22 protein-coding genes and 1 pseudogene are annotated in these 19,306 nt (G+C 37.3%); 3 read left to right on the top strand and 20 right to left on the bottom strand.

The features are described 5' to 3' along the window. Window positions 1-3: 3 nt before the first annotated feature. From F935_RS05775 to F935_RS05735, 11 genes and pseudogenes are all read right to left on the bottom strand, one after another. A complete protein-coding gene (locus tag F935_RS05775; protein WP_016138045.1) occupies window positions 4-756 on the bottom strand; it encodes a hypothetical protein in 753 nt (250 codons plus the stop codon). Between the two features lie 397 nt (window positions 757-1,153). Then, entirely contained in the window at window positions 1,154-1,552 is a 399-nt protein-coding gene (locus F935_RS05770; RefSeq protein ID WP_016138044.1) for a hypothetical protein, read from the bottom strand. Between the two features lie 136 nt (window positions 1,553-1,688). Continuing rightward, window positions 1,689-1,829, bottom strand: coding sequence for a hypothetical protein (locus tag F935_RS18260; RefSeq protein ID WP_016138043.1), 141 nt, complete (start codon window positions 1,827-1,829; stop codon window positions 1,689-1,691). A gap of 127 nt (window positions 1,830-1,956) precedes the next feature. Continuing rightward, the gene (locus tag F935_RS05765; RefSeq protein WP_016138042.1) at window positions 1,957-3,486 is read right to left on the bottom strand and encodes an FAD-dependent monooxygenase; all 1,530 of its coding nucleotides are present in this window, start codon (window positions 3,484-3,486) and stop codon (window positions 1,957-1,959) included. A 49-nt stretch (window positions 3,487-3,535) separates the two neighbouring features. After that, a pseudogene (locus F935_RS18985) lies at window positions 3,536-3,649 on the bottom strand (TetR family transcriptional regulator); the annotation flags it as partial. A 39-nt stretch (window positions 3,650-3,688) separates the two neighbouring features. Beyond that, on the bottom strand, window positions 3,689-4,408 hold the full coding sequence (locus tag F935_RS19155) for a hypothetical protein (protein ID WP_035366084.1): 720 nt from the start codon (window positions 4,406-4,408) through the stop codon (window positions 3,689-3,691). 138 nt (window positions 4,409-4,546) lie between these two features. After that, complete coding sequence (locus tag F935_RS05755) at window positions 4,547-5,389, bottom strand: hypothetical protein (RefSeq protein ID WP_016138040.1); 843 nt, start codon at window positions 5,387-5,389, stop codon at window positions 4,547-4,549. A gap of 112 nt (window positions 5,390-5,501) precedes the next feature. Further along, window positions 5,502-6,056, bottom strand: a complete 555-nt coding sequence (locus tag F935_RS05750) for a TetR/AcrR family transcriptional regulator (RefSeq protein ID WP_035366081.1) — start codon at window positions 6,054-6,056, stop codon at window positions 5,502-5,504. 586 nt (window positions 6,057-6,642) lie between these two features. Beyond that, window positions 6,643-7,041, bottom strand: a complete 399-nt coding sequence (locus F935_RS05745) for a CDI toxin immunity protein (RefSeq protein ID WP_016138038.1) — start codon at window positions 7,039-7,041, stop codon at window positions 6,643-6,645. A 149-nt stretch (window positions 7,042-7,190) separates the two neighbouring features. Then, window positions 7,191-7,655 carry a DMT family transporter gene (locus F935_RS05740; protein ID WP_016138037.1) on the bottom strand — a complete coding sequence of 155 codons (465 nt, stop codon included), beginning with the start codon at window positions 7,653-7,655 and terminating at the stop codon, window positions 7,191-7,193. A gap of 9 nt (window positions 7,656-7,664) precedes the next feature. Continuing rightward, entirely contained in the window at window positions 7,665-8,099 is a 435-nt protein-coding gene (locus F935_RS05735) for a DMT family transporter (RefSeq protein ID WP_009388349.1), read from the bottom strand. A 98-nt stretch (window positions 8,100-8,197) separates the two neighbouring features. On the opposite strand from F935_RS05735, the gene F935_RS05730 reads away from it, so the two are divergent. Further along, window positions 8,198-9,130: a LysR family transcriptional regulator gene (locus tag F935_RS05730; RefSeq protein WP_016138036.1), complete on the top strand. Its 933-nt coding sequence runs from the start codon at window positions 8,198-8,200 to the stop codon at window positions 9,128-9,130. A 56-nt stretch (window positions 9,131-9,186) separates the two neighbouring features. Here F935_RS05730 and F935_RS05725 read toward each other — a convergent pair whose 3' ends face one another. From F935_RS05725 to F935_RS05705, 5 genes are read right to left on the bottom strand one after another with little or no spacing between them, the layout of a single operon-like run. Beyond that, complete coding sequence (locus tag F935_RS05725) at window positions 9,187-10,056, bottom strand: metal-dependent hydrolase (protein ID WP_016138035.1); 870 nt, start codon at window positions 10,054-10,056, stop codon at window positions 9,187-9,189. A 30-nt stretch (window positions 10,057-10,086) separates the two neighbouring features. Beyond that, window positions 10,087-11,313, bottom strand: a complete 1,227-nt coding sequence (locus F935_RS05720; RefSeq protein WP_016138034.1) for an NADH:flavin oxidoreductase/NADH oxidase family protein — start codon at window positions 11,311-11,313, stop codon at window positions 10,087-10,089. Window positions 11,314-11,337: 24 nt separating this feature from the next. Then, the gene (locus F935_RS05715) at window positions 11,338-12,195 is read right to left on the bottom strand and encodes a metal-dependent hydrolase (RefSeq protein WP_016138033.1); all 858 of its coding nucleotides are present in this window, start codon (window positions 12,193-12,195) and stop codon (window positions 11,338-11,340) included. A gap of 13 nt (window positions 12,196-12,208) precedes the next feature. Further along, a complete protein-coding gene (locus F935_RS05710) occupies window positions 12,209-12,955 on the bottom strand; it encodes an acetoacetate decarboxylase family protein (protein ID WP_016138032.1) in 747 nt (248 codons plus the stop codon). Continuing rightward, the gene (locus tag F935_RS05705; RefSeq protein WP_016138031.1) at window positions 12,952-13,755 is read right to left on the bottom strand and encodes an SDR family NAD(P)-dependent oxidoreductase; all 804 of its coding nucleotides are present in this window, start codon (window positions 13,753-13,755) and stop codon (window positions 12,952-12,954) included. The genes F935_RS05710 and F935_RS05705 overlap by 4 nt, the downstream gene beginning before the upstream one ends. Window positions 13,756-13,862: 107 nt before the next feature. Between F935_RS05705 and F935_RS05700 the strand changes: the two genes are divergently transcribed. Further along, a complete protein-coding gene (locus F935_RS05700; protein ID WP_016138030.1) occupies window positions 13,863-14,909 on the top strand; it encodes an AraC family transcriptional regulator in 1,047 nt (348 codons plus the stop codon). Window positions 14,910-15,068: 159 nt separating this feature from the next. After that, a complete protein-coding gene (locus F935_RS05695) occupies window positions 15,069-15,509 on the top strand; it encodes a winged helix-turn-helix transcriptional regulator (protein WP_016138029.1) in 441 nt (146 codons plus the stop codon). A 62-nt stretch (window positions 15,510-15,571) separates the two neighbouring features. Here the strand turns inward: F935_RS05695 and F935_RS05690 are convergent, their stop codons facing one another. From F935_RS05690 to F935_RS05675, 4 genes are read right to left on the bottom strand one after another with little or no spacing between them, the layout of a single operon-like run. Further along, window positions 15,572-16,822, bottom strand: a complete 1,251-nt coding sequence (locus F935_RS05690) for an NADH:flavin oxidoreductase/NADH oxidase family protein (protein ID WP_016138028.1) — start codon at window positions 16,820-16,822, stop codon at window positions 15,572-15,574. Between the two features lie 9 nt (window positions 16,823-16,831). Further along, the gene (locus tag F935_RS05685) at window positions 16,832-17,218 is read right to left on the bottom strand and encodes a hypothetical protein (RefSeq protein ID WP_016138027.1); all 387 of its coding nucleotides are present in this window, start codon (window positions 17,216-17,218) and stop codon (window positions 16,832-16,834) included. Window positions 17,219-17,266: 48 nt separating this feature from the next. Next, a complete protein-coding gene (locus F935_RS05680) occupies window positions 17,267-18,130 on the bottom strand; it encodes an alpha/beta fold hydrolase (protein WP_016138026.1) in 864 nt (287 codons plus the stop codon). Window positions 18,131-18,154: 24 nt separating this feature from the next. Then, window positions 18,155-19,168 (bottom strand): alpha/beta fold hydrolase, encoded by a 1,014-nt coding sequence (locus tag F935_RS05675; RefSeq protein WP_016138025.1) that lies wholly within the window; start codon window positions 19,166-19,168, stop codon window positions 18,155-18,157. Window positions 19,169-19,306 lie beyond the last annotated feature (138 nt).

The following is a 19,306-nucleotide window of genomic DNA, read 5'->3' as shown; positions in this document are numbered from 1 at the left end:
CACCTACAAATGTATATGTGTTCCATCCTGTTTACTTTTGAAGTTATTCGGACAATGAGCAGCTGTAATCATATACTTTGTATCACTAGCGTTTTTAATACCAAAAGCAGTAGTACAGTCTCCATATCTTGTCGGATCTATTTGTCTAGCAACAGAAGTTTCACCATGAGCATCGGCTAAAGGTTTGATAGTCCAATTAACAAATTTAATTTCAATTGGTAGATTTGGATTTTTCCAAAGAGATTGTACTCGGTCAACCTTCTTTAAATTTTCAACATTACTTTTACCTTTAACTTCAACCACAATATTCCCATTTTTTTCATTGTAGCTAACAGTTTGAATAGTATTAAAATAATTTTTAACTAATTGTTGTGCTTTATTTATCTGACTTCTAGCCTCTTCTCTAGTTTCTTTAGCTCCGTATTGAATATCAATAGGCAAATCACCTTTAGAAATTGCATTTCCTACTACTATATTTCGCTTTTCATTCTGACCATAACCCTTAACTCTGACAACAATTTTATATGTAGGCGAGCTTTCAATATAAATACCAGCGATACTCCCTTTAAATTCTTTTTCAATAGCATCTAACGCAGAGTCTCGGTTAGCTTCTAAAAATAATGCTTTATTTGCTTCTGCTGTACTTACGTCATGCAATAAAGAATAACTATAGATGTCCTGCTCAATTCCCTCATTTGAGGCAGCAAATGTACAAGATGATGAAATTAAAATTGTTAGTGCTAATATTGTTCTCATATTTCCCTTCTGGTCAAAATAAGACTTAAATATAACGATATCTTGTTTATATAAAAACCAAGAAAAATTTAAACAGGAGCTGCATAACCTCAAGTATTCACCTAATACTTCACCATTAAATATAATATTTCTAAGGAAAAAATGGAAAATTACAATTTATAAAACAAAATATTATTAACCGTTATTTTTTGTTTATTTTTTAAATAATCTTTTGCTTAACTTGATGTAAGTATCAAAAGTTATTTAATAAATAATCAATACCTTGGAGCTACCTTATGCCATAATTCTTAAGGGTATCTGGTTCTAAAAATATTATTTTGAGACTGGCTCATTAATAAAACAAACTTACTAGCTATTATTTTTTTGTTTTAGAACAGTTACTGCCGTGACAAGATCATCACAACAAATGTTTATAACTCTGCTTACCACACTCATATGGTGTATCTTTTAATTCTTCCAATTCCTCTTGTAATTTTTGTCGATCATTTGGAAAAATATTCATAACATCCTGTTGTTTCAATCCAAATCTTTCTTTATTTAACTCCATAAATTCAATCATTGGTTTTTGCGCTTTCCCAACATCACATAAAAGGTCTGCTATTCTCATTTGATGTTTAAAGCTAACTTGTCCTACCGAATGAATTCCGCTTAAATAATTTTCTAAGTTTTGTTCAGCAGTTCGATAATTTTCTATCGACTTTACATAAGCTTCGATTTTCTCTTTTTCTAATTTTTCAGCATGTAAGTAAGTAGAGCTTAAATAAAATAAGACAAAGATAATTGAAGATAGTTTCATTTTTATTGGACGTAAAAATTCTTTGGATTTAAATTATAAATCAAAAGCTCTAGTCTCAGTCTCAATAAACACTACTATAATAAAAAAAGCCCACCTTCCGATGAGCTTTTTATTTAATTAAAATTAACGGTATGTATTAGGCGTTAAATTCTGCTAATACAAAGTTTTTTACTATTTCATCAAAAGTTGGTTTCAGAAGAGCTTGCTCGCTATTTTTTATAGTTTTATACCAATAACTCGCTGCAACTCCCATACTGAACAAAGCTAACAATTTCATTGCTCACCTCACTTATTGGGAAGAGTGAAATTTAAAGTATCATTCACGTTTGTAGCGTTCCAACTCGTTTTAGCGAGGTTTCTGTATATATTTTAAGCAATGTGTAATAAAAGAGTCCTCTATTAGATTACCCAAACGATTGCTTTAGTATTTGAACCAATAGCTTAGCATTAGGTTCTTCGCTATCGCTTACCCATGCAACAAAGCCATCAGGACGAACAAATACAGCACTTAAACCGAGTTGGTCTTTAGCCTCACTAGCAATATAGGAAACTCGATTACTCCAAGGCTTTACTGCTGTTTGAAGTAAAGTCGACCCATTAAAATCTAAAAGTAATGCCTTACCATCGCTTAATCGCTCACCTAACGTTGTTCCATCAGTGAACTCAACGTCAGGGGCACTTCGTCCAACAAGCGGATGCTGATCACCCAGATCATAGCGAAGAGAAACGCCCCATGCTTGCTCCGCAAAATACGTTGCCCCATCAGATGTATCAATCAAACTACGAATAATTTTTTCAAGTGCACGTGAAGCCGGCTCTGGACGCATTAGTGCCACCTGAGCCCTTGACCAATCCAGAATTTGTGCGCCCACTGGATGTCGTTCAGTAAAATAACTGTCGAGCAAATCATCTGATGTTTTATCTCGGATGATCGATGCTAGCTTCCATCCAAGATTCATTGCATCACCCAATCCGAGGTTAAGACCTTGACCGCCTAGCGGGGAATGAATATGTGCGGCATCACCAGCTAGTAAAACCCGCCCATTACGATAAGAGGCAGCTTGATAGGCACGATCTGTCCACGTTGCTACAAGATTAAGTTTTTTAATTTTAACATCGGTTTCGGTAACTTTTTGCAATACAGTTTGCACATGCTCTTGGCTCAACTGTTGCATACGATGGGAAGCCCCGCCGTCAAAATCAACCATTGTAATAAAATCTGGTTTTTTATAAGTAAACATACCCATAGGTGTGTAATGACGGCCAGAGATCAGTATATCTGGATCGACGAGTTCAGCTTGAATTGTATAACCCGTGAACTCAGCATCCGTACCAATAAATTCAAAACCACCCTTTTTTCTTACTATGCTACGTCCACCATCACATCCAATAAGCCAGCGTGCAGAGAACTCTTCATTTGAGGCATGAACAATCACATCCTCTTCAGATTGCTTGAAACTTTCGATGCAAAACCCACGCTTAATAATGACTCCCAATGATAGCGCCCGCGCAGTCAAAACTGATTCGAAATGCTCCATCTCGACAGCCATGCCTGCACTGGCAGGGTTTGGTAAACGATATGTCCATTTTGAGGTATCAATCTTTTCCTGAAAAAATTGGATCCCTGCAAAGTGTCCACCCGGGAGGCCTTGTTGTTTATTTACGGCTGTATTTGCAGCAGGGCCATTCTCTTTATTAAATTGTACTGGTGTAATTTCCTTCAATAATCCACGACGATAAAGCGCTTCGACCGTAGGGACAGAAAGACCACGCATTCCAAATGGAAGCTGTTTTAAAGGTGCACTGGGACTTTCATTTTGTTCCAATACCAAGACTGAAATATTTGCAAGGCGCAGTTCAGAGGCCAGAAATAAGCCAACAGGACCCGCACCAGCTATAATTACGTCATACGAATTGGAAGAATGGCTACACATAGATGACCTTTTACGAATATTTATATAAAGAAAATAGCAGATGGGAGCTTTAAAGCACCACTAAAAAATACTCAAGCAGCCTCTCCCTTTCATCTGGTTTACTCGGGTCTAGAAGCTAAACCATTGCCCCATTAATCACAAACAAAAACATATAGGAGTCTTGTTCTAATTTATTTGGAGCTCCTTTTTTTAGCATTCGTTTTTAGAAGAAAAGATAGAATAAAAACATAAAGAAACAACCGAGTCCTATTGCCACCCATGATATTAGTTTAGATATAAATCTATCTTCCTTAAAAAAGAATGGTAAAACCCATTTATTGATGTCTATTTCTCTCAGCCAAGATAAATACCAAGGAAAAGTTAATGCGAATATAAGAGAACCTACGAACATACCAACAGATAGAGGTCTCTTGTAAAATTCAGAGCCACTCATTTTAAAAAATAATATCCAAAAAATTACTTCTAGAACACATAGCAAGACACATAAATAAATATAAAACTTATTCTTCAGATTAGTGATAAAAATTGGAGTTAGTGTCCAGAATGGAAAAACGAACCCAAATCCAAGTCTAAAACCATATAAATCATTATTAATATCAAATAAAAAGAACCGTAGAAGTATTATTACATAATAAAGAGCAAAAAATATAAGACTTAAAAACTTAACTCGATTAAGAGTGTTAGAGTCAAGGTCTAAAACAATAGGTTTAGATATTAAATATCCAAAAAAATAAGTAGCATAGAAACTAATTAGATAAATAAATATGGAATAATATGACTCATAGTCAAAAACACCATACAAGAATGAAGATAAAATCCAAAGCAATCCAAAAATAAAGAAATTTTTAGCAATAATAAAAAATGGAGATTTGGTTCTAAGAACTGATGGCTCAATTATAATTTGCACTGCGGTATATCCCATCTATACATAGCCATTTCTAAGTAATGACTATAATTAATTCAAATTTATCAATATATTCGGTAGATATATAAATTCATACCATTGTACTCTCCTGTACCCCAGCTGTTTGCAACCACACTTTTGAGTAGGTTGATTCAGCTACAAAAAAGTTATCTGTATCGTTTCAAGCAAATCATCACTTATTACTTCAAATTCTTTAATTTTTGCTGAATGAGTGTTCATTAAAGGATGATTTAAAGATATTTCATCTAATTCATCCAATGCACGTAATTTATTAATCACATGAATTTCAAGTGGCAATAAAGTAAACGGAGGTCTAATAAATTTTGGGGGATACTCACGTAAATCATTATCTATTAATTCTTCGCAGTGTAAATTTGCTATATCTATGAGTAATGGTTCTAAAAATACTGAGTCACATGACCAATTATTTATCAAATCTTTAAATTTTCCATCTATTTTTGATGCTAATGTAAATTCTTCATTAATCCATTTGTAATAAGCCCATAATGAAAAATAGTCATAACTTAAAGGAAAATCAGATAGAAAATTTTGTTGTAAGCAAAACTCTACTTGGCGTGCCAATTTCTTTGCTAAATTTTTATTATTTAATAGAATCGCCCAAAAAAGTAGTGCAGAAAATTCTGAAAAATACTTCTTTAAGTCATGTATATTCATTTTATCTAAAGGTTTTATTTTAAAATCTTTTAATTGTAATTCCCTTCCCACTTCTGCATACATCAAGGCAAGATTTAAACTATTTAAAGCATCTATATCTACATTATTATTTTCAATTTTTAAGAATGCCAACTGGGCATAAGGTATAGACATGCCTACTGTATGATAGGGGAAAAGTATATCTTTTCCATCTAAGGTAGCTAGTATATGTTTTTGATAAAATTTTAATGAATGAATCAAACTTTCAATAGTATATGTTTTATAACATTTTAATAATTTATTTAATTCTCTTATTGCTTTCATAAAATAACCTTATTGGCTTTCTATCCATTCAAAATAGTTATAAAAGATTTGATACTTTTAACTTTACTTTAAAATTAGCTTTATAAACTATAATTTATCTTTGTGGAATTACTTATTTAACTCTCCCAAAAAACCTCTCCACCACCACATCCCTTTCATCCAAACGATTTGAGCTTAAAATCTGAAACATCAAACCATCAATTAAGTTTAAAACCATATGGGCATCGGGTTTTAGCGTGCTGTTTTCTAAACTAAAAACCAGATCAAAAAGCTCTCGAAGCAGCCATTTTCTATACTCAATTGCCATTTGGTAGGCATGAGAGTAAATCTGTTTAATTTCAAAAATAACTTTAAGTAATAGATAATACAGACTATTAAAATTGACATGTAAAACAATAATCTCTTTGAGTTTATCGCTTGAGGTTCGGTAATGGCTTGAATAAATAATTGCCAGCACTTCTTCTTTCAATCGGCTTTTTTGAAAAGATATGCACCTTTCAACAAGCCGCTCTTTTGAATGAAAGTAGTTATAAAAAGTGGCCTTAGGAATTTTGGATTCTTTGGCAATTAAGTCCACACCCGCATTGTGAAATCCATAGAGATTAAACAGCTCTATTGCAGTATGAATAACCTGTAATTTTTTGGAAGATGTTTCTAAAGTTGGCATAGTTTTACCGTTATAAATTCTTGTTGTTTCAAAAGAGATAAAAAGCCTGTGCCTTCTCTGGGAGAAAAAAAAGGCACAGCAAAGCCGTAAAGACTGTGCTTGGCACATCTCAAGTTTTATTGATGATTAAGTTTTTTAGTCGTGACGAATTAAAGCCTGAAAAGCCTATAGCTCATCAAACTGCTTTAAAGTGATTTAAGTTGTGTCGAGATAGATTTGGACAGTGACTGCCAATAATTTATGAATGTGCATGGGCCAACTCCTTCTTTTGGGAGTTCTGCCGAAACATTATAAATTATGGTGGCAGAACGGAAGCAGGTTGACGGACTGGTTTCGACATCCAGCACACTCGAAAGTGTCCCACTCCCGTCCTACCGCTACGGGAGGGAACAGGTGTGCACACATAAAACTATCCCTCAGAAAGGAATAATCTGATGTGGTCGATCATCGGTCCGTCAAAACCGACTGGCAATGTAGGCCAGCCCGCAAATGGTAATCTGCAATATTTAAGGTGTCAATGTGATATTGGCTAGAAATTATTTAATTAATTATTGTTTTTCATTTAATTACACAATTAAGAACATGCTTAAATATGAGATTTATTTAAGTTAGACTTAAAAGCCACCCTAACTGTATAAGTTGGAAAAAGTGGTTCTAATAAGATAGTTTCATTGAAAATAAAAACTTTAGGGCATAAAGCCATAACATCGTATATATTTTCGATTATTGATTTCAGCTTAGAAGTAAAGACTGGAATATCCTGATCATCTGCAACAACATAGACATTTTCATCCTGAATTGTTTGCATGCTTTCTAACAACTCGTCCATATCATCAAAATCTTTAAAATCTATATTCATCCATAAAATACAGTTTTGTTTTATAGGATACATATTCAACTTCGTATAAATATCTTCTACATCTATATCACTAATAATTTGAAAATCATTTTTGAGTGCATTTTTGCATTCTTCAAATAAAGACATATCTTTTACCTAGTTTTCTTTTAACGATTAACAATATATTTGACATTCATTTTATAACTTTTCAGCTATTAATTTATTGTTTTCAGTTAATTAATTAAGTGGAAACAATAAATATTAACTTAATAAAACCCTCCTGTTTTATAAATATATTAGCTGTTAGGTTCAACTAGAGTCGTTTTACTACTTGAATATATAAAATAAAGCGCAATTGCTAAACACATGAGTGCGCCCAATCTATAAGTTGAAAAAGGCAGAATTTCATTGCCAAACCAACCAAAGTTATCAATTAACATACTCATAAGGAGTTGCCCAAAAATAACCGCAACAGTTGCAACAGCCGCCCCAATTCTTTGCACAGCTAATACCATAATCACAATATAAGGAACGCCACACATTGCACCCAGTAATTGCCATTTAGGAACATCTAAGAGGGTTAAAGTTTGCTTGGGTTCAAAATAGAAAATCAGTAATGCGGTAATTAAAGCGCCTACAGAAAACGTTAAAAATGCACTACGGAATACCCCAACTTTACTGCCAAGCTGTCCATTAATTGCCGCTTGTACACTGAGTAAAGCACCGCCGATAACTGCCAATAAAATCATAAATATAGTCATATTTCCCCCTTATGCTTTTGCGACTAAAGAAAGTGCAACCACAATAAAAACAAGTGCAAGCACACGTTTTCGATCTACTTTTCTATGCGGGGTTCCGAGTAACCCATAATGATCAATAATCAGGCTCTTAAAAACTTGACCAGCCAAAATCCCAATCATGGTCATGGCAATACCAATAATCGGCGCTGTAATGGTGAGAATAATGACGTAGATCGGGCCAATTACCCCACCCAATAACTGCCATGATGGAAGAGTAAAAAATGAGGGACTATTGCGAGGACTAAAAAACAACATAAGTAGAAAGGTAAGTGCGGCCCCTACTCCAAAAATACTAAAAGTGGCCCACAATTCTCCAACTTGTGTACCTAATGGCCCTAAAAGACCAGCTTCTACAGATAGCCCCATCCCACCTAAAATGGTGAGGAACAGTAATAGGATTTGCATGAACATTGCCTCATGGTATTTAGGCAACGAATCATAGAGTAGCCAATTCAGCAGAAAAACAGCATAATCCATGAATCACTTTTGCAGAAATTGCACAGATGAATTTATCAAATTCGATTGATATTCGTACCCTTCGCTTTTTTATCAGTGTATATAAGGCTCAAAACTTCTCTGTTGTGGCGAGAAAAGAAGATGTTTCTGCATCGATGATTTCTCGGACCATTCAACAGTTAGAAGATGCGTTGGGGCAGCAACTTTTTTATCGAAATACACGAGCAATCACACCGACCGAATCAGGTAAATTATTTTTTGAATATGCCAAAAGAATTACAGAGCAATTTGATGAAGCTCAAAAGGCATTGCAGGATAAAACTGTAGAACCCTCTGGATTGGTTAGAATTAATGCTCCCGTATTTTTTGGTCAAAGGCATATTGCGCCTTGGTTAGCAGGGTTATCAGAACGTTATCCAAGACTTTTAATAGAACTGATTCAGACAGACGAATTTATAGATCCTCTTCGGGATAGTACTGATTTAATTTTTCGCATTGGAATTCTGACAGATTCATCTTTTCATGCACGTATTTTCGGCACACAAAAATATCATTTGGCAGCCTCTCCTGCTTACATTGCTAAATGCGGTGCGCTTGATCATCCAAAAGAACTCAATGACCATAAATGTTTAGTCTATAAAGGGTTTGAAGGACCTAACCGTTGGTTAGTGAGAAAGCCAAATGAGGAATGGGTACATTATCCAATTGTGCCCTTACTTGCTTCGAATAATGCCGAGAGCTTAATGACGGCTGCACTCAATGGTATGGGAATTGTTTTATTTCCTGACTGGCTCATTGGTGAGGCATTAAAGCACGGTAAATTAATAAAACTTTTACCTCAATATGAAGCATCTATTAAATCTCAACCACAGCACATCGCAGCAATTTACCCTAATGTGCGCCATCCGCCTTTAAATATTCGGGTAGTGATTGATTATTTTGCTGAAGTCTACGGTGAAACACCTTATTGGCAGGATTAATTTTTCTTTTAATTATGATTTATAAAGAAAAAACATCCTGCACGTTAGGCTTTTATTTAATTAAGTTTGTTCATATTAGATAAAACTGCCAACGCTTGCGAAGTTGATCCTTCATTTAAAGGGCTGTGCTTTGGATTAAAGTATCTTAAGCAAGCACTCATCATATAACCTACTCGTGGAACACGGTCCTGTCTAGCCGCTCGAAAATAATCTTTAAAGCGAAAACGATGAGGCAATTGTGAATCTTGGCTAACTAAACTTTCGACTCCAATGTAAGCTAATATTAAAAACAAAGGAAAGGTAAAAACTGCTGCTCCGCTACGAAGTAAAATGTTGTTGCTAAAGTATCTAAACATAGCATCTGCTACTTCACGGTGTTCGACCTCCTCTGCACCATGCCAAAGTAATAAACGCAACATTTCTTTATCTACAGGTGCTTGTTGTAATCCCTTTGCATTTAATACCCAGTGCCCTAATACTCCTGTCACATGCTCTGCCGCTGCAACCATAGCTAATCTGGTATTCAACCATGTTGACTTTAATCGTGGATTATTCAATTCATAACCCAATGGTTTGGAGCCAATCATGTCATTAAATATCCAATTCATCAGTTTGTTATAGCGGCTAAGATCAATCCCTTGCGCTTCTATTTGTCGGGTACCTAACGTATGCCCATAACTATGTGAACCTTCCTGTTTAATAAAAGCGATCACAGCTTCTTTTAACTTTTCATCTTTAATGAAAGGTAAGGCATCTCTGAACGTTTGACAAAACCAACGTTCAGGTGCGGGTGTTATGGGATTAATCATATTCAGTATTTGCGATGCCATAGGATCATCAAAAATCCAGTGACAGGGCGTTTTAGCAAAATCAAATGCAAGACGTCGCGGTATGATCGTATGTTGTTCTTTAATCGAATAAGCCATATTTCAACTCCATTCATATATCCTTGAGATTTATTTCTGAGTCAAAATGTTGCATCCCATACGGGGGCCAAAAGCAACAAATGTTTTAATTAATCCTTTTATTGCTTTAGGCTGTTGCCCACGGCTAATACGGCGGAATTGGGTAGCGTGCCATGCCAGTTGTAAATAGGCATCTACAGGTTTATAGCCAATTGAAGGTACATGAGCAGGTTCTATTATTGATTTCCCAGCCAAAAGTTGCTTTGCCAAATCTGGTTGTGTTGCAAATGGTCGTGCCATTCCTACAAGGTCAACTACTCCATCAGACAAAATCTGGTTCATAAAACTGGCTTTACGTAAGCCACCAGTTAACATGATTGGTAATTTGCTTTTTTGTCTTAAACTTTCTGCATAATTTATAAAATAAGCATCACGTTCTACCTGCCGTTCTGGTGTATATCCAAGCTGAGCTGGAGACTCATAATTTCCACCCGAAATTTCGAGTAAATCGATTCCTTCTTTTTCGAGCGCTAAAGCAATATCTATCGATTCTTCAGAGCTTAATCCACCTTTTTGAAAGTCAGCAGAGTTGAGTTTTACACTTAATATTTTGTCTTTGCCTATTGCAACTCGTACAGCCTGAACGGTTTCAATCAACATACGGCGTCGATTTTCAGGACTACCGCCCCACTTGTCTGTCCGAACGTTAGCCAAAGGCGATAAAAACTGTGAGAGTAAATAGCCATGTGCTGCATGGACTTGTACTCCATCAAAACCGGCTTCAATAGCCAGCTTCGCAGTTTGAGCAAATCGATTAATCTGCTCATATATTTCCGCTTCGGTCATTGCATGCGGAATACGAATAATATTCATGGCAGGTAAATCAAGCCCAACGGCTGAAGGAGCTATTGGCTTTTTCAAAAGTGGTAAAACTGCAACACGACCAGGGTGGTTAATCTGCATAATAATTTTGCTGCCATTGGCTTGAGCAGCCTGAGCCCATAACTTGTTTGCTTGTAGAAATTCTGCTGACTCTAAAACCACATTTCTTGGTTCAACAAAAGCTCGACTGTCCGTCATGACATTGCCCGTGATTAACAATCCTGCTCCACCTCTAGCCCAAACTGCATATAACTGTTGTAAGTCAGTGGTCGGTGAACCATGCCGATCTGCAAGTTGCTCACTCATGGCAGATTTAGCAATTCGGTTTGGAATAGTAATGCCACAAGCTAACGTTAAAGAGCTTGCTAATGTGGGCTTTGGATTAGGTTTTGTCATTTTCTTTCTTCCTAAATTTGAAAATCATTTATTGAGATATATGTCTTTTAATTTCATCATTTGCTCACGGTTGTCGTGTTGCCAAGGATGGAAATCTTTAGAATAAAAATCTAAGTAACTGCGGCTAATTTTTCGGATAACGCCTTGGCCTCCAAACAAATACTTCAAACCCGCATATAGGCTTTTAAAATCTTTATTTTTGCCAGAAGCCTTTAGAAGCTCTTTTGTTCCTCTGGTGGTAATTATGAGAAAAGAAAGCGTGGTTTCTAACATCACTAGTCGTAAGAAATAAGGTCTATTCACTAAAGATTGATAGACATCAAACGCCACAGCTTTATGCTCTGTTTCTTCAATCGCGTGCCAAGCCCAAATTTTTCGCAAATGAACATCAAACAACTCTAAGTCTTGAGGCGCGATACTAATAAAATAGTCCGCTAAAATTGCCGTTAAATGCTCCATACATACCGTGCAAGCCAACTGATGTTCTAAAGAAAACCGTTGCTGTAACATACGATTCATCTTTTTAAAACGCTTATAAATGCGTTCAACTGGGTAGCCTTTATTTAGCATGACAGCATTAAGCGCATCGTGCTCTTTACCGTGATGTGCTTCTTGACCAATAAAAGCTCGGACTTGTTTAAGCAAAACAGGATCGCTAATTTTGTCCTGATAATTACGCACACTATAAATAAACTGCCGTTCACCATCTGGAAATGCACTTGATAAGGCAGTAAATAACATGGTCAACAAAGGATTATCTTTAAACCAAAACTCTGGTATTTCATCTGGAAAAGACAAATCTAATTGGCGCACTGTAATATCGATCGATGCGGAAATTTTAGAAAAATCTTGGATGGTTTTTGACTGAAAGAATGCATTCATGTTTATTCTCCAGTTATAAAACGCGTGGATTAAACTGACGTAATAAAAATAACGGCGTGCGTAAACGAGGTATTTGAATCGGTGGAATTAACCCACCCGATAAATCAACTCGATGTAATCTGGCCTCAACAACCTTGCCTAACCCCATATCATGTAAAGGATCATTTGCTGTGCCTGTAAAACGCAACTTCATTTCAACCTGACGCACTTCAACTGGGTGCTCTTTCGGCGTAAATCGAACTTCACGTGGTAAACCAATTCCTAGTCCACCCGTAATATTCCGATGTGGTAATCCTAAAATTGGAGGTGCATCATGAATGACTTCACCCAGCTTGGCTTCCATTTCAATAAGTGTTGTGCCTCGGCGTGAAGCTTTGCTTAAAATGCGTTTTCCATCATTTTCCCAGCTAATTTCACCCATCTTTTTAGGATAGCCGAGCAATTCACGACCAATAATCATGGCGCGGTCATCATCCAAAATCATCCAAGGACAAAAGATTCCAGTTTTGTTGCCAACTTTAATATGAACAAATAAACCCGCTTCATGGTAAGCGCCCGTATAGACATTTTCAGGGAAATACGCACAAAACAGATCGGCTCTGGCAGGTTTAACCAGTGTCATTCCAGACGGTAACCAGCGCGCCATCGCTTTTTCATCGACTTCAACGACAGCAGTCAAATATTGAGCATTGTGATAAAGCTTATTGCCAAGATTGGCTAAAGCCACAGGCACACGTAAGTCATTAATCAACTGTTTCATGGGCTTAATCTCGAAAATACTTGTTTAAGAATGGGCAGCAAAATAATGCGCGGTGTGTAGCGTCCCCCAAGGGTTTGGGCCTGTGCCACAAACCCCGGAATCACAATTCTACAATTTCGATCCATACCCTGAATGGCTTCTTTGGCAACGCGTTCTGCGGTTACCCAAACAAGCCCGCCACCAACACCATCAATTTTTGTAATGCCTGCAACTTCATTAAAACCAGTTTTGGTTGGCCCCGGTGCCAGCAACGTACAACTCACACAAGTCCCTTTAAGTTCGCTATGTAATGATTCGGCAAAAGAGTTGGCAAAGGCTTTACTTGCTGCATAAGTTGCATTTGCTGGAGTTGGCTGATGACCAGAAGTTGACCCTACAATCAGTATTGCCCCAGCTTTTCTTTTAATCATTTGTGGCAACACGGCTAAAGTCAGGTCATGAATTGCCACCGAATTAACTTCAACTTCTTCACGCTCTCGGTCTGCATCTAAATCTTGCAAACAACCAAAAGTCGCAAATCCAGCGTTATTACAAAGAATGGCTACTTCAATATTTTCTAAATAATGGCGAAATTTAGCTCGCGCCGTCCGATCTCCCAAATCACATGGATATAAATCTATAGATATTTGATATTCGGCTTTTAGTTTTTCTGCGAGTGCCTCGAGTTTGTCTACACGACGTGCCACTAAAACTAATGAATAACCGCGCATAGCAAACTGTTTTGCTAGCTGTTCACCAATGCCTGATGAAGCACCAGTAATCACAACTCGAGAGGAAGCTTGTGGAATAGGTAAGCTCATAATTGATGCTCAAAATACAATAATTTGATTATTCCGAATTTTTAACTTGAGCGTGAGATGTGGATCAGACATACTGATAATCATTTTCGGCCACAATAAAAAACAATATGAAAGATCCTTATGGGCTTTCCAAAGCCAGTATTCCTATTTCTTATGCGCATTTATTGTTAGAAATCATGGTCGACAAAGGGTTTTCAGCCCTTGAAATTTTGAAGAAAAGTAAAATTCCCTTAAACCTTTTAGATCAACTAGATGCGCGAATTACTCCCGTACAGTGGTCTAAACTGGCGTGGGAAAGCCTGTTATTGTCGAAAGATTCAGGTTTAGGATATGAATATGGATTAAAACTGCGTTTAACTGCTCATGGTCCGATGGGATACGCCCTTATGAGTAGTCCAAACCTGCGACAGGCCATTGAGGTTTCAACGCAATTCTTTAATATGCGATTAAAAGATTATCGTATTGCTTTGCTTGAAAATAATGAGTTTTCTATTATTGAAATTAATGAAACTCACCCAATTGTCAGCAATCAACCCGAACAAGCGGAAACGCTTAGACGCTTTTTTTATGAATGTTTAATGATTGGTGTGATTCAAACTGGCCAATTCTTGATAGAACATGATTCTGCTGAAATCGAGTTATGGGTAGATTGGCCTGAACCCACCTATCACCCAGCGTATCAACACTTACTGCCATCTATTCGCTTTAACCAAGCGACTAATCAAATTCGATATACTAAAAAGCTTCTAGATTTACCCATTAAAATGGCAGATCCGATTGCTTTTAAACAAGCTCTGGCACAGTGTGAAGCTGAACAAATTCGTTTTTCCGAGCAAATTAAAGATATATGCCTGACCGTAAAAGCTGAACTAAACCTCAAACCACAGATTGGTTATCCTTCATTTGATGAAATTGCCAATCGCTTAAATATGTCCAGCCGAACATTACGGCGCCATTTGAACCAAGTGGGTTCTTCATATATTCAATTACTTGAAGAGGCTCAACAAAAAGAAGCTGAACACTTGTTACTTACGAGTGATATGGATATACAAGAAATTGCACTTTATCTCGGCTATATACAACCTACAAATTTCACGCGAGCTTTTAAGAAATGGACAGGTCAAACACCCATTACATTTAGAAAGAATCAATAAGAATACAGCGTCTGTAAAACTCCTAAGTTTGGTACTTAAGCTAAAATCTCTCTTAGAGATACATCCCTTTTACTTGCCTGATACAAGCGCTTAATAGCTTATCAAATAGAACTATGTTAGTATTTTTTTAGTAGTTACCACTAAGTTTATTAATTTGATATGAGTAAAAATAGCAATCTTGAAGTCTGCCCAATCGCCAGAACACTTTCAGTTTTAGGTGATGCGTGGAGCATGTTGATATTACGAGATGCTCATGCAGGTTTTACACGTTTTGATCAGTTCCGCAAAAGCTTAGGTATTGCGCCAACCATGCTAACAAAGCGGTTATCGGTTTTAGTCGACGAAGGCTTACTTGAAAAAAGACAATACTCTGAACATCCACCACGTGAAGAATATGTGTTAACTCAAGCGGGTAAAGATTTTTTACCAGCTTTATTTGTTATCGGTGCATGGGGGCGAAAATATAAACCCTTTGAACACCCCGAAAAGATGGTGACTTTCATTGATGCAGAACAAGGCACTGAAATTAAGCCTATTGTGATTGATCAGATGACTGGTGCTGAAATTGGTACCCGTCCGATTAGTCAAAAAGGCGAATAATATAAATATATAAAAGCACTCAATAAGAGTGCTTTTTATTGGCCTAAGGTAAAGTAAATGGGTTATTTTGCCCGTGTGCGTTGAGTGGCATACGTTCCCCAACCACTGCGTAAAACTGATTTAATAAATGCCCATAAACCACTTTCTTTAGGTTTCGGTTCTTTACCTTTTCCAATGCGTTTTAGTTGTTGGGTGTACCAAAGTACTTCCATAATACCCAGGCTATCGATCTTCTTAATACCTGTTTTAATATGATGCACCGACTGAAGACCATTTTTACCTGCCAGTAAAGATTTGGGTACATCAGGTTCAATGGCCATAATTCTTGCAATCCCAATAACATCACATGCTTGAGACTGCAAAGCTTGATTCATACCTTCTACAGTTCGAAAACCACCTGTCACCATTAAAGGTGTTTTTACGAGTTTTCTTACTTTTTCTGCGAAATCAATAAAGAAAGCTTCTCGTACAATTGTCGATGCTTTTTGTGGCGCTTTGGCTACGCCAGACTCATAGGTGCCGCCTGATATTTCTATAAGATCAATGCCTGCATCTGCTAAAGCCTGAATGGTTTTTAAAGAGTCTTGCTCGGTAAAACCACCTTTTTGAAAGTCTGCCGAGTTAAGCTTAATCGCAATCGGAAACTCTTTACCTACTTGTTTACGGATTTCGGCATAAACTTCCATTAAAAAACGGCGACGTTTTTCAGATGTGCCACCCCATTCATCATTTCTTAAATTATGTAAAGGTGATAAAAACTGATTTATGAGATAACCATGAGCAGCATGAATCTCGACTCCACTAAATCCAGCCTTTTTACAAATCGCTGCGCTACGACCAAAGCGTTGAATAATTTCTAAAATCTCTGCTTCTGTAGCTTCATCAGGCGTCGCAAATAAAGCCTGCATTTCTGCACCAAATGGCGCTGCAGATGCAGAAATGTTACGTACATTTAATCCTTTCGGTGATTGTTTCCCCGGATGATTCAACTGTGCCCACAATTGAGAACCTTGTCCAGTCACGGATTTTGCCCATTTCTGTAAAATTGCAAAATCACGTTCATCCTCAACCACTACATTACCAGCCTCACCTAAGGCTTTGCGGTCAATCATAATATTACCCGTTATGATCATTCCAATACCTGAGGCAGCCCAACGCTGATATAGCCGAATATGCTTTTCGGTTGGATTATTTGAATAGGTGGCTAAGGTTTCACTAGTTGCAGCCTTTGCTAAGCGATTTGGAATAATGATTCCATTCGGCAAAGTTAAAGGCTGATTCAAAAGATTCATTTTTAATTGCAGATGAGTCATGGCCTTATCTCACACGGTTAAAGAAGATTTTGAATGAGGTTGAATAAAGTCCACTAAACTTTGAAACCACATGACATCTACAAAATTTCCGTTAATGACAAGGTCTTGTGTTTTAAGTGCAGTTAAAAAAGTGTTTACACTGTCTTTCGCTGACAATACTGCAAACCCTTTGCTACCCGTTTTAAACGTACAGGTAAAACTTGGTGACTTGGTTAGCCCAGAGTAAGAGTTAATCTTGCCATTTTTCACTTCAAAATAGCGCCCTTCACCACTTGCGGTCTGAATCTGAAAGATGACATTTTTATCCTTCACAAAAGCTGCACATTTCGGATTCTTTTTTACAGCACGCTGCATGAGCTTGGTCAGCATCCACAGCAATAATCTAAATTTCATCATTTTTTATCTTCTTGATTCATCAAATTGAATGGACCGAACTCATGAGTATTATTCATCTAAAAACTGGATTGCATGTTTTACAAAGCGTTCAGGGTACTGAAATTGGGCACCATGTCCTGCGTCTGGATAGATAAATAGCTGAGCATTTGGAATGTTACGTGCCATGTGGTATGCATTGATGGTTGGAATCATCACATCATCTACACCATTTAAAATGAAAGTAGGTTGTTTAATCTCACGTAAATGCGCAAATGGATCTTGTTCATCAAGTTTAGGTAAAAAATGCATATTGGCTTCTATCTGTGCCTGCATAACTTCAACTGAGCTTGGCGTGTCTTGATCTTTGCGTTCATGTCGACGTTTCCAAAATTTATGACCCGCTTGAATAGCAGCTTCAGATCGGCCAAAAAATAAAAAGAGAAAGTCTTCTTCAGATGGCACAGCAGTCGTTGCATGCTTTAATACCAAGGCAGCCACGTCTGGATCATCTCCACGTGGTTTGCCCCCTCGTGGGCCAGTACCTAAAAGCATAAGTTTTCTTACTAGTTCAGGATGACGGCGTACTAAATCTTGTGCCTGAAACCCGCCGAGTGAAAAGCCTAATAAATCAACTTGTTTTAGGCCCAATCCGCGAATGACTGCTGCTGCGTCGTCTGCCATATCTTCAATACGGGTACGAGGCTGACCTGTAGATGAAGCAATGCCTCGACCATTAAACAAAATGACTTCACGCCCTTGTGCTAAACCATTGGTAATGATTGGGTCCCAATTGTCTAAACCGCCTCGGAAGTGTTGAAGAAAAAATAGCGGTGGTTGCCCTGCGTTTGAGTTACCCCATCGACGATAGGCAAAATTTGCTCCATCTACTTCAATAAATTGAGTCTCCGCTGTTTGGTGTGTAATTGTTGTCATCGTCATTGTCCTAAATTTGAGTTCTTATTTAGCTAAGAATGTAAGTGATTGTTTTACAAAATCATCATGAAACTGAAAAATGCCACCATGGCCTGCATCTGGATAGATAACCAGAGAGTTATTCGGTAAACGTTTTGCCAAATCATAGGTGTTCACGGTTGGAACCATTCGGTCATGATCACCATTGGCAACTAACACAGGTTGTTGAATCACAGAAAGGTCAGCAGGTTTTTTACTGCCCCATTTTTTGAGTGCTTTAAGCTGGGCACGATAGGCAGAAATAGTGATTTCTTTATCGCGATTTTCAGTACGTTCATTAATACGTTGAATAAACTGTTTTGCAGCAGCTTTACCATTTTCTGTACGTGTGAAGAAAAGATAAACTTTAGGGTCTTGACCAGTCACCATTCCACGGACTAAATCCCAATTAGAAATTCGCCCCACGGTACTAATGCCTGTACCACCAGCAGGGCCAGTTCCCGACAAAATCATTTTTCGAATTAAATTCGGCTGTTTAAGAGCAATCTCTTGTGAAATCATGCCACCCATCGAGAAGCCAAATAAATCAACCTTTTTAAATCCTTTAGCTTGAATAAAAGCAATCGCATCATCTGCCATCTGCTCAATCGACTGGGCTGGTTTACCCGTAGAAGCACCAACACCACGATTATCAAACACCACAACATGATGTTTAGCCGCAATTCCATCAATAATCCGTGGGTCCCAGTTATCTAGAACAGCAGCTAAATGGTTTAAAAAAATGACAGGTGTCCCACCGTTTTGTTGACCATATTCTCTATAAGCAAAGTTAACGTCACCCGCACGAATAAATTGAGTTGGTACATTTTTCCAATTTGTATGTTGCTCGGCGTGTTGCCCTTCTTGCGGATTGCTAACAGCACTTGATGACACTTTATGGGCCTGAATTGATGGTTCATTAAAAGAAACCGATGGCACAACCTCTGCCTGAGTAAAGGGAGCGCTAAAAACAGATAACGCCGTCAAACTCATAGCCACTGTATTTAATAAAAAATTCATTTCTCTGATCCTCAAATTTAATTCATTGATCTGATTCATCTGTTTTTTATGAGTGATCTTTCAAAGGGAGAAAAGATAAAAAACAGAGTTAGTATCGATTTAATACTAACTATACACAGGCAAAAATGTATTGTCACT

The sequence above is a fragment of the Acinetobacter calcoaceticus ANC 3811 genome (assembly GCF_000399665.1).
GTDB classification, from domain to species: domain Bacteria; phylum Pseudomonadota; class Gammaproteobacteria; order Pseudomonadales; family Moraxellaceae; genus Acinetobacter; species Acinetobacter calcoaceticus_B.
This window is presented reverse-complemented; position numbering and strand designations above follow the sequence as displayed.

Coding starts and splice junctions, on each gene's coding strand:
- F935_RS05775 (WP_016138045.1), bottom strand. CDS start 756: ATGAGAACAATATTAGCACTAACAATTTTAATTTCATCATCTTGTACA.
- F935_RS05770 (WP_016138044.1), bottom strand. CDS start 1,552: ATGAAACTATCTTCAATTATCTTTGTCTTATTTTATTTAAGCTCTACT.
- F935_RS18260 (WP_016138043.1), bottom strand. CDS start 1,829: ATGAAATTGTTAGCTTTGTTCAGTATGGGAGTTGCAGCGAGTTATTGG.
- F935_RS05765 (WP_016138042.1), bottom strand. CDS start 3,486: ATGTGTAGCCATTCTTCCAATTCGTATGACGTAATTATAGCTGGTGCG.
- F935_RS19155 (WP_035366084.1), bottom strand. CDS start 4,408: ATGGGATATACCGCAGTGCAAATTATAATTGAGCCATCAGTTCTTAGA.
- F935_RS05755 (WP_016138040.1), bottom strand. CDS start 5,389: ATGAAAGCAATAAGAGAATTAAATAAATTATTAAAATGTTATAAAACA.
- F935_RS05750 (WP_035366081.1), bottom strand. CDS start 6,056: ATGCCAACTTTAGAAACATCTTCCAAAAAATTACAGGTTATTCATACT.
- F935_RS05745 (WP_016138038.1), bottom strand. CDS start 7,041: ATGTCTTTATTTGAAGAATGCAAAAATGCACTCAAAAATGATTTTCAA.
- F935_RS05740 (WP_016138037.1), bottom strand. CDS start 7,655: ATGACTATATTTATGATTTTATTGGCAGTTATCGGCGGTGCTTTACTC.
- F935_RS05735 (WP_009388349.1), bottom strand. CDS start 8,099: ATGCAAATCCTATTACTGTTCCTCACCATTTTAGGTGGGATGGGGCTA.
- F935_RS05730 (WP_016138036.1), top strand. CDS start 8,198: ATGAATTTATCAAATTCGATTGATATTCGTACCCTTCGCTTTTTTATC.
- F935_RS05725 (WP_016138035.1), bottom strand. CDS start 10,056: ATGGCTTATTCGATTAAAGAACAACATACGATCATACCGCGACGTCTT.
- F935_RS05720 (WP_016138034.1), bottom strand. CDS start 11,313: ATGACAAAACCTAATCCAAAGCCCACATTAGCAAGCTCTTTAACGTTA.
- F935_RS05715 (WP_016138033.1), bottom strand. CDS start 12,195: ATGAATGCATTCTTTCAGTCAAAAACCATCCAAGATTTTTCTAAAATT.
- F935_RS05710 (WP_016138032.1), bottom strand. CDS start 12,955: ATGAAACAGTTGATTAATGACTTACGTGTGCCTGTGGCTTTAGCCAAT.
- F935_RS05705 (WP_016138031.1), bottom strand. CDS start 13,755: ATGAGCTTACCTATTCCACAAGCTTCCTCTCGAGTTGTGATTACTGGT.
- F935_RS05700 (WP_016138030.1), top strand. CDS start 13,863: ATGAAAGATCCTTATGGGCTTTCCAAAGCCAGTATTCCTATTTCTTAT.
- F935_RS05695 (WP_016138029.1), top strand. CDS start 15,069: ATGAGTAAAAATAGCAATCTTGAAGTCTGCCCAATCGCCAGAACACTT.
- F935_RS05690 (WP_016138028.1), bottom strand. CDS start 16,822: ATGACTCATCTGCAATTAAAAATGAATCTTTTGAATCAGCCTTTAACT.
- F935_RS05685 (WP_016138027.1), bottom strand. CDS start 17,218: ATGATGAAATTTAGATTATTGCTGTGGATGCTGACCAAGCTCATGCAG.
- F935_RS05680 (WP_016138026.1), bottom strand. CDS start 18,130: ATGACAACAATTACACACCAAACAGCGGAGACTCAATTTATTGAAGTA.
- F935_RS05675 (WP_016138025.1), bottom strand. CDS start 19,168: ATGAATTTTTTATTAAATACAGTGGCTATGAGTTTGACGGCGTTATCT.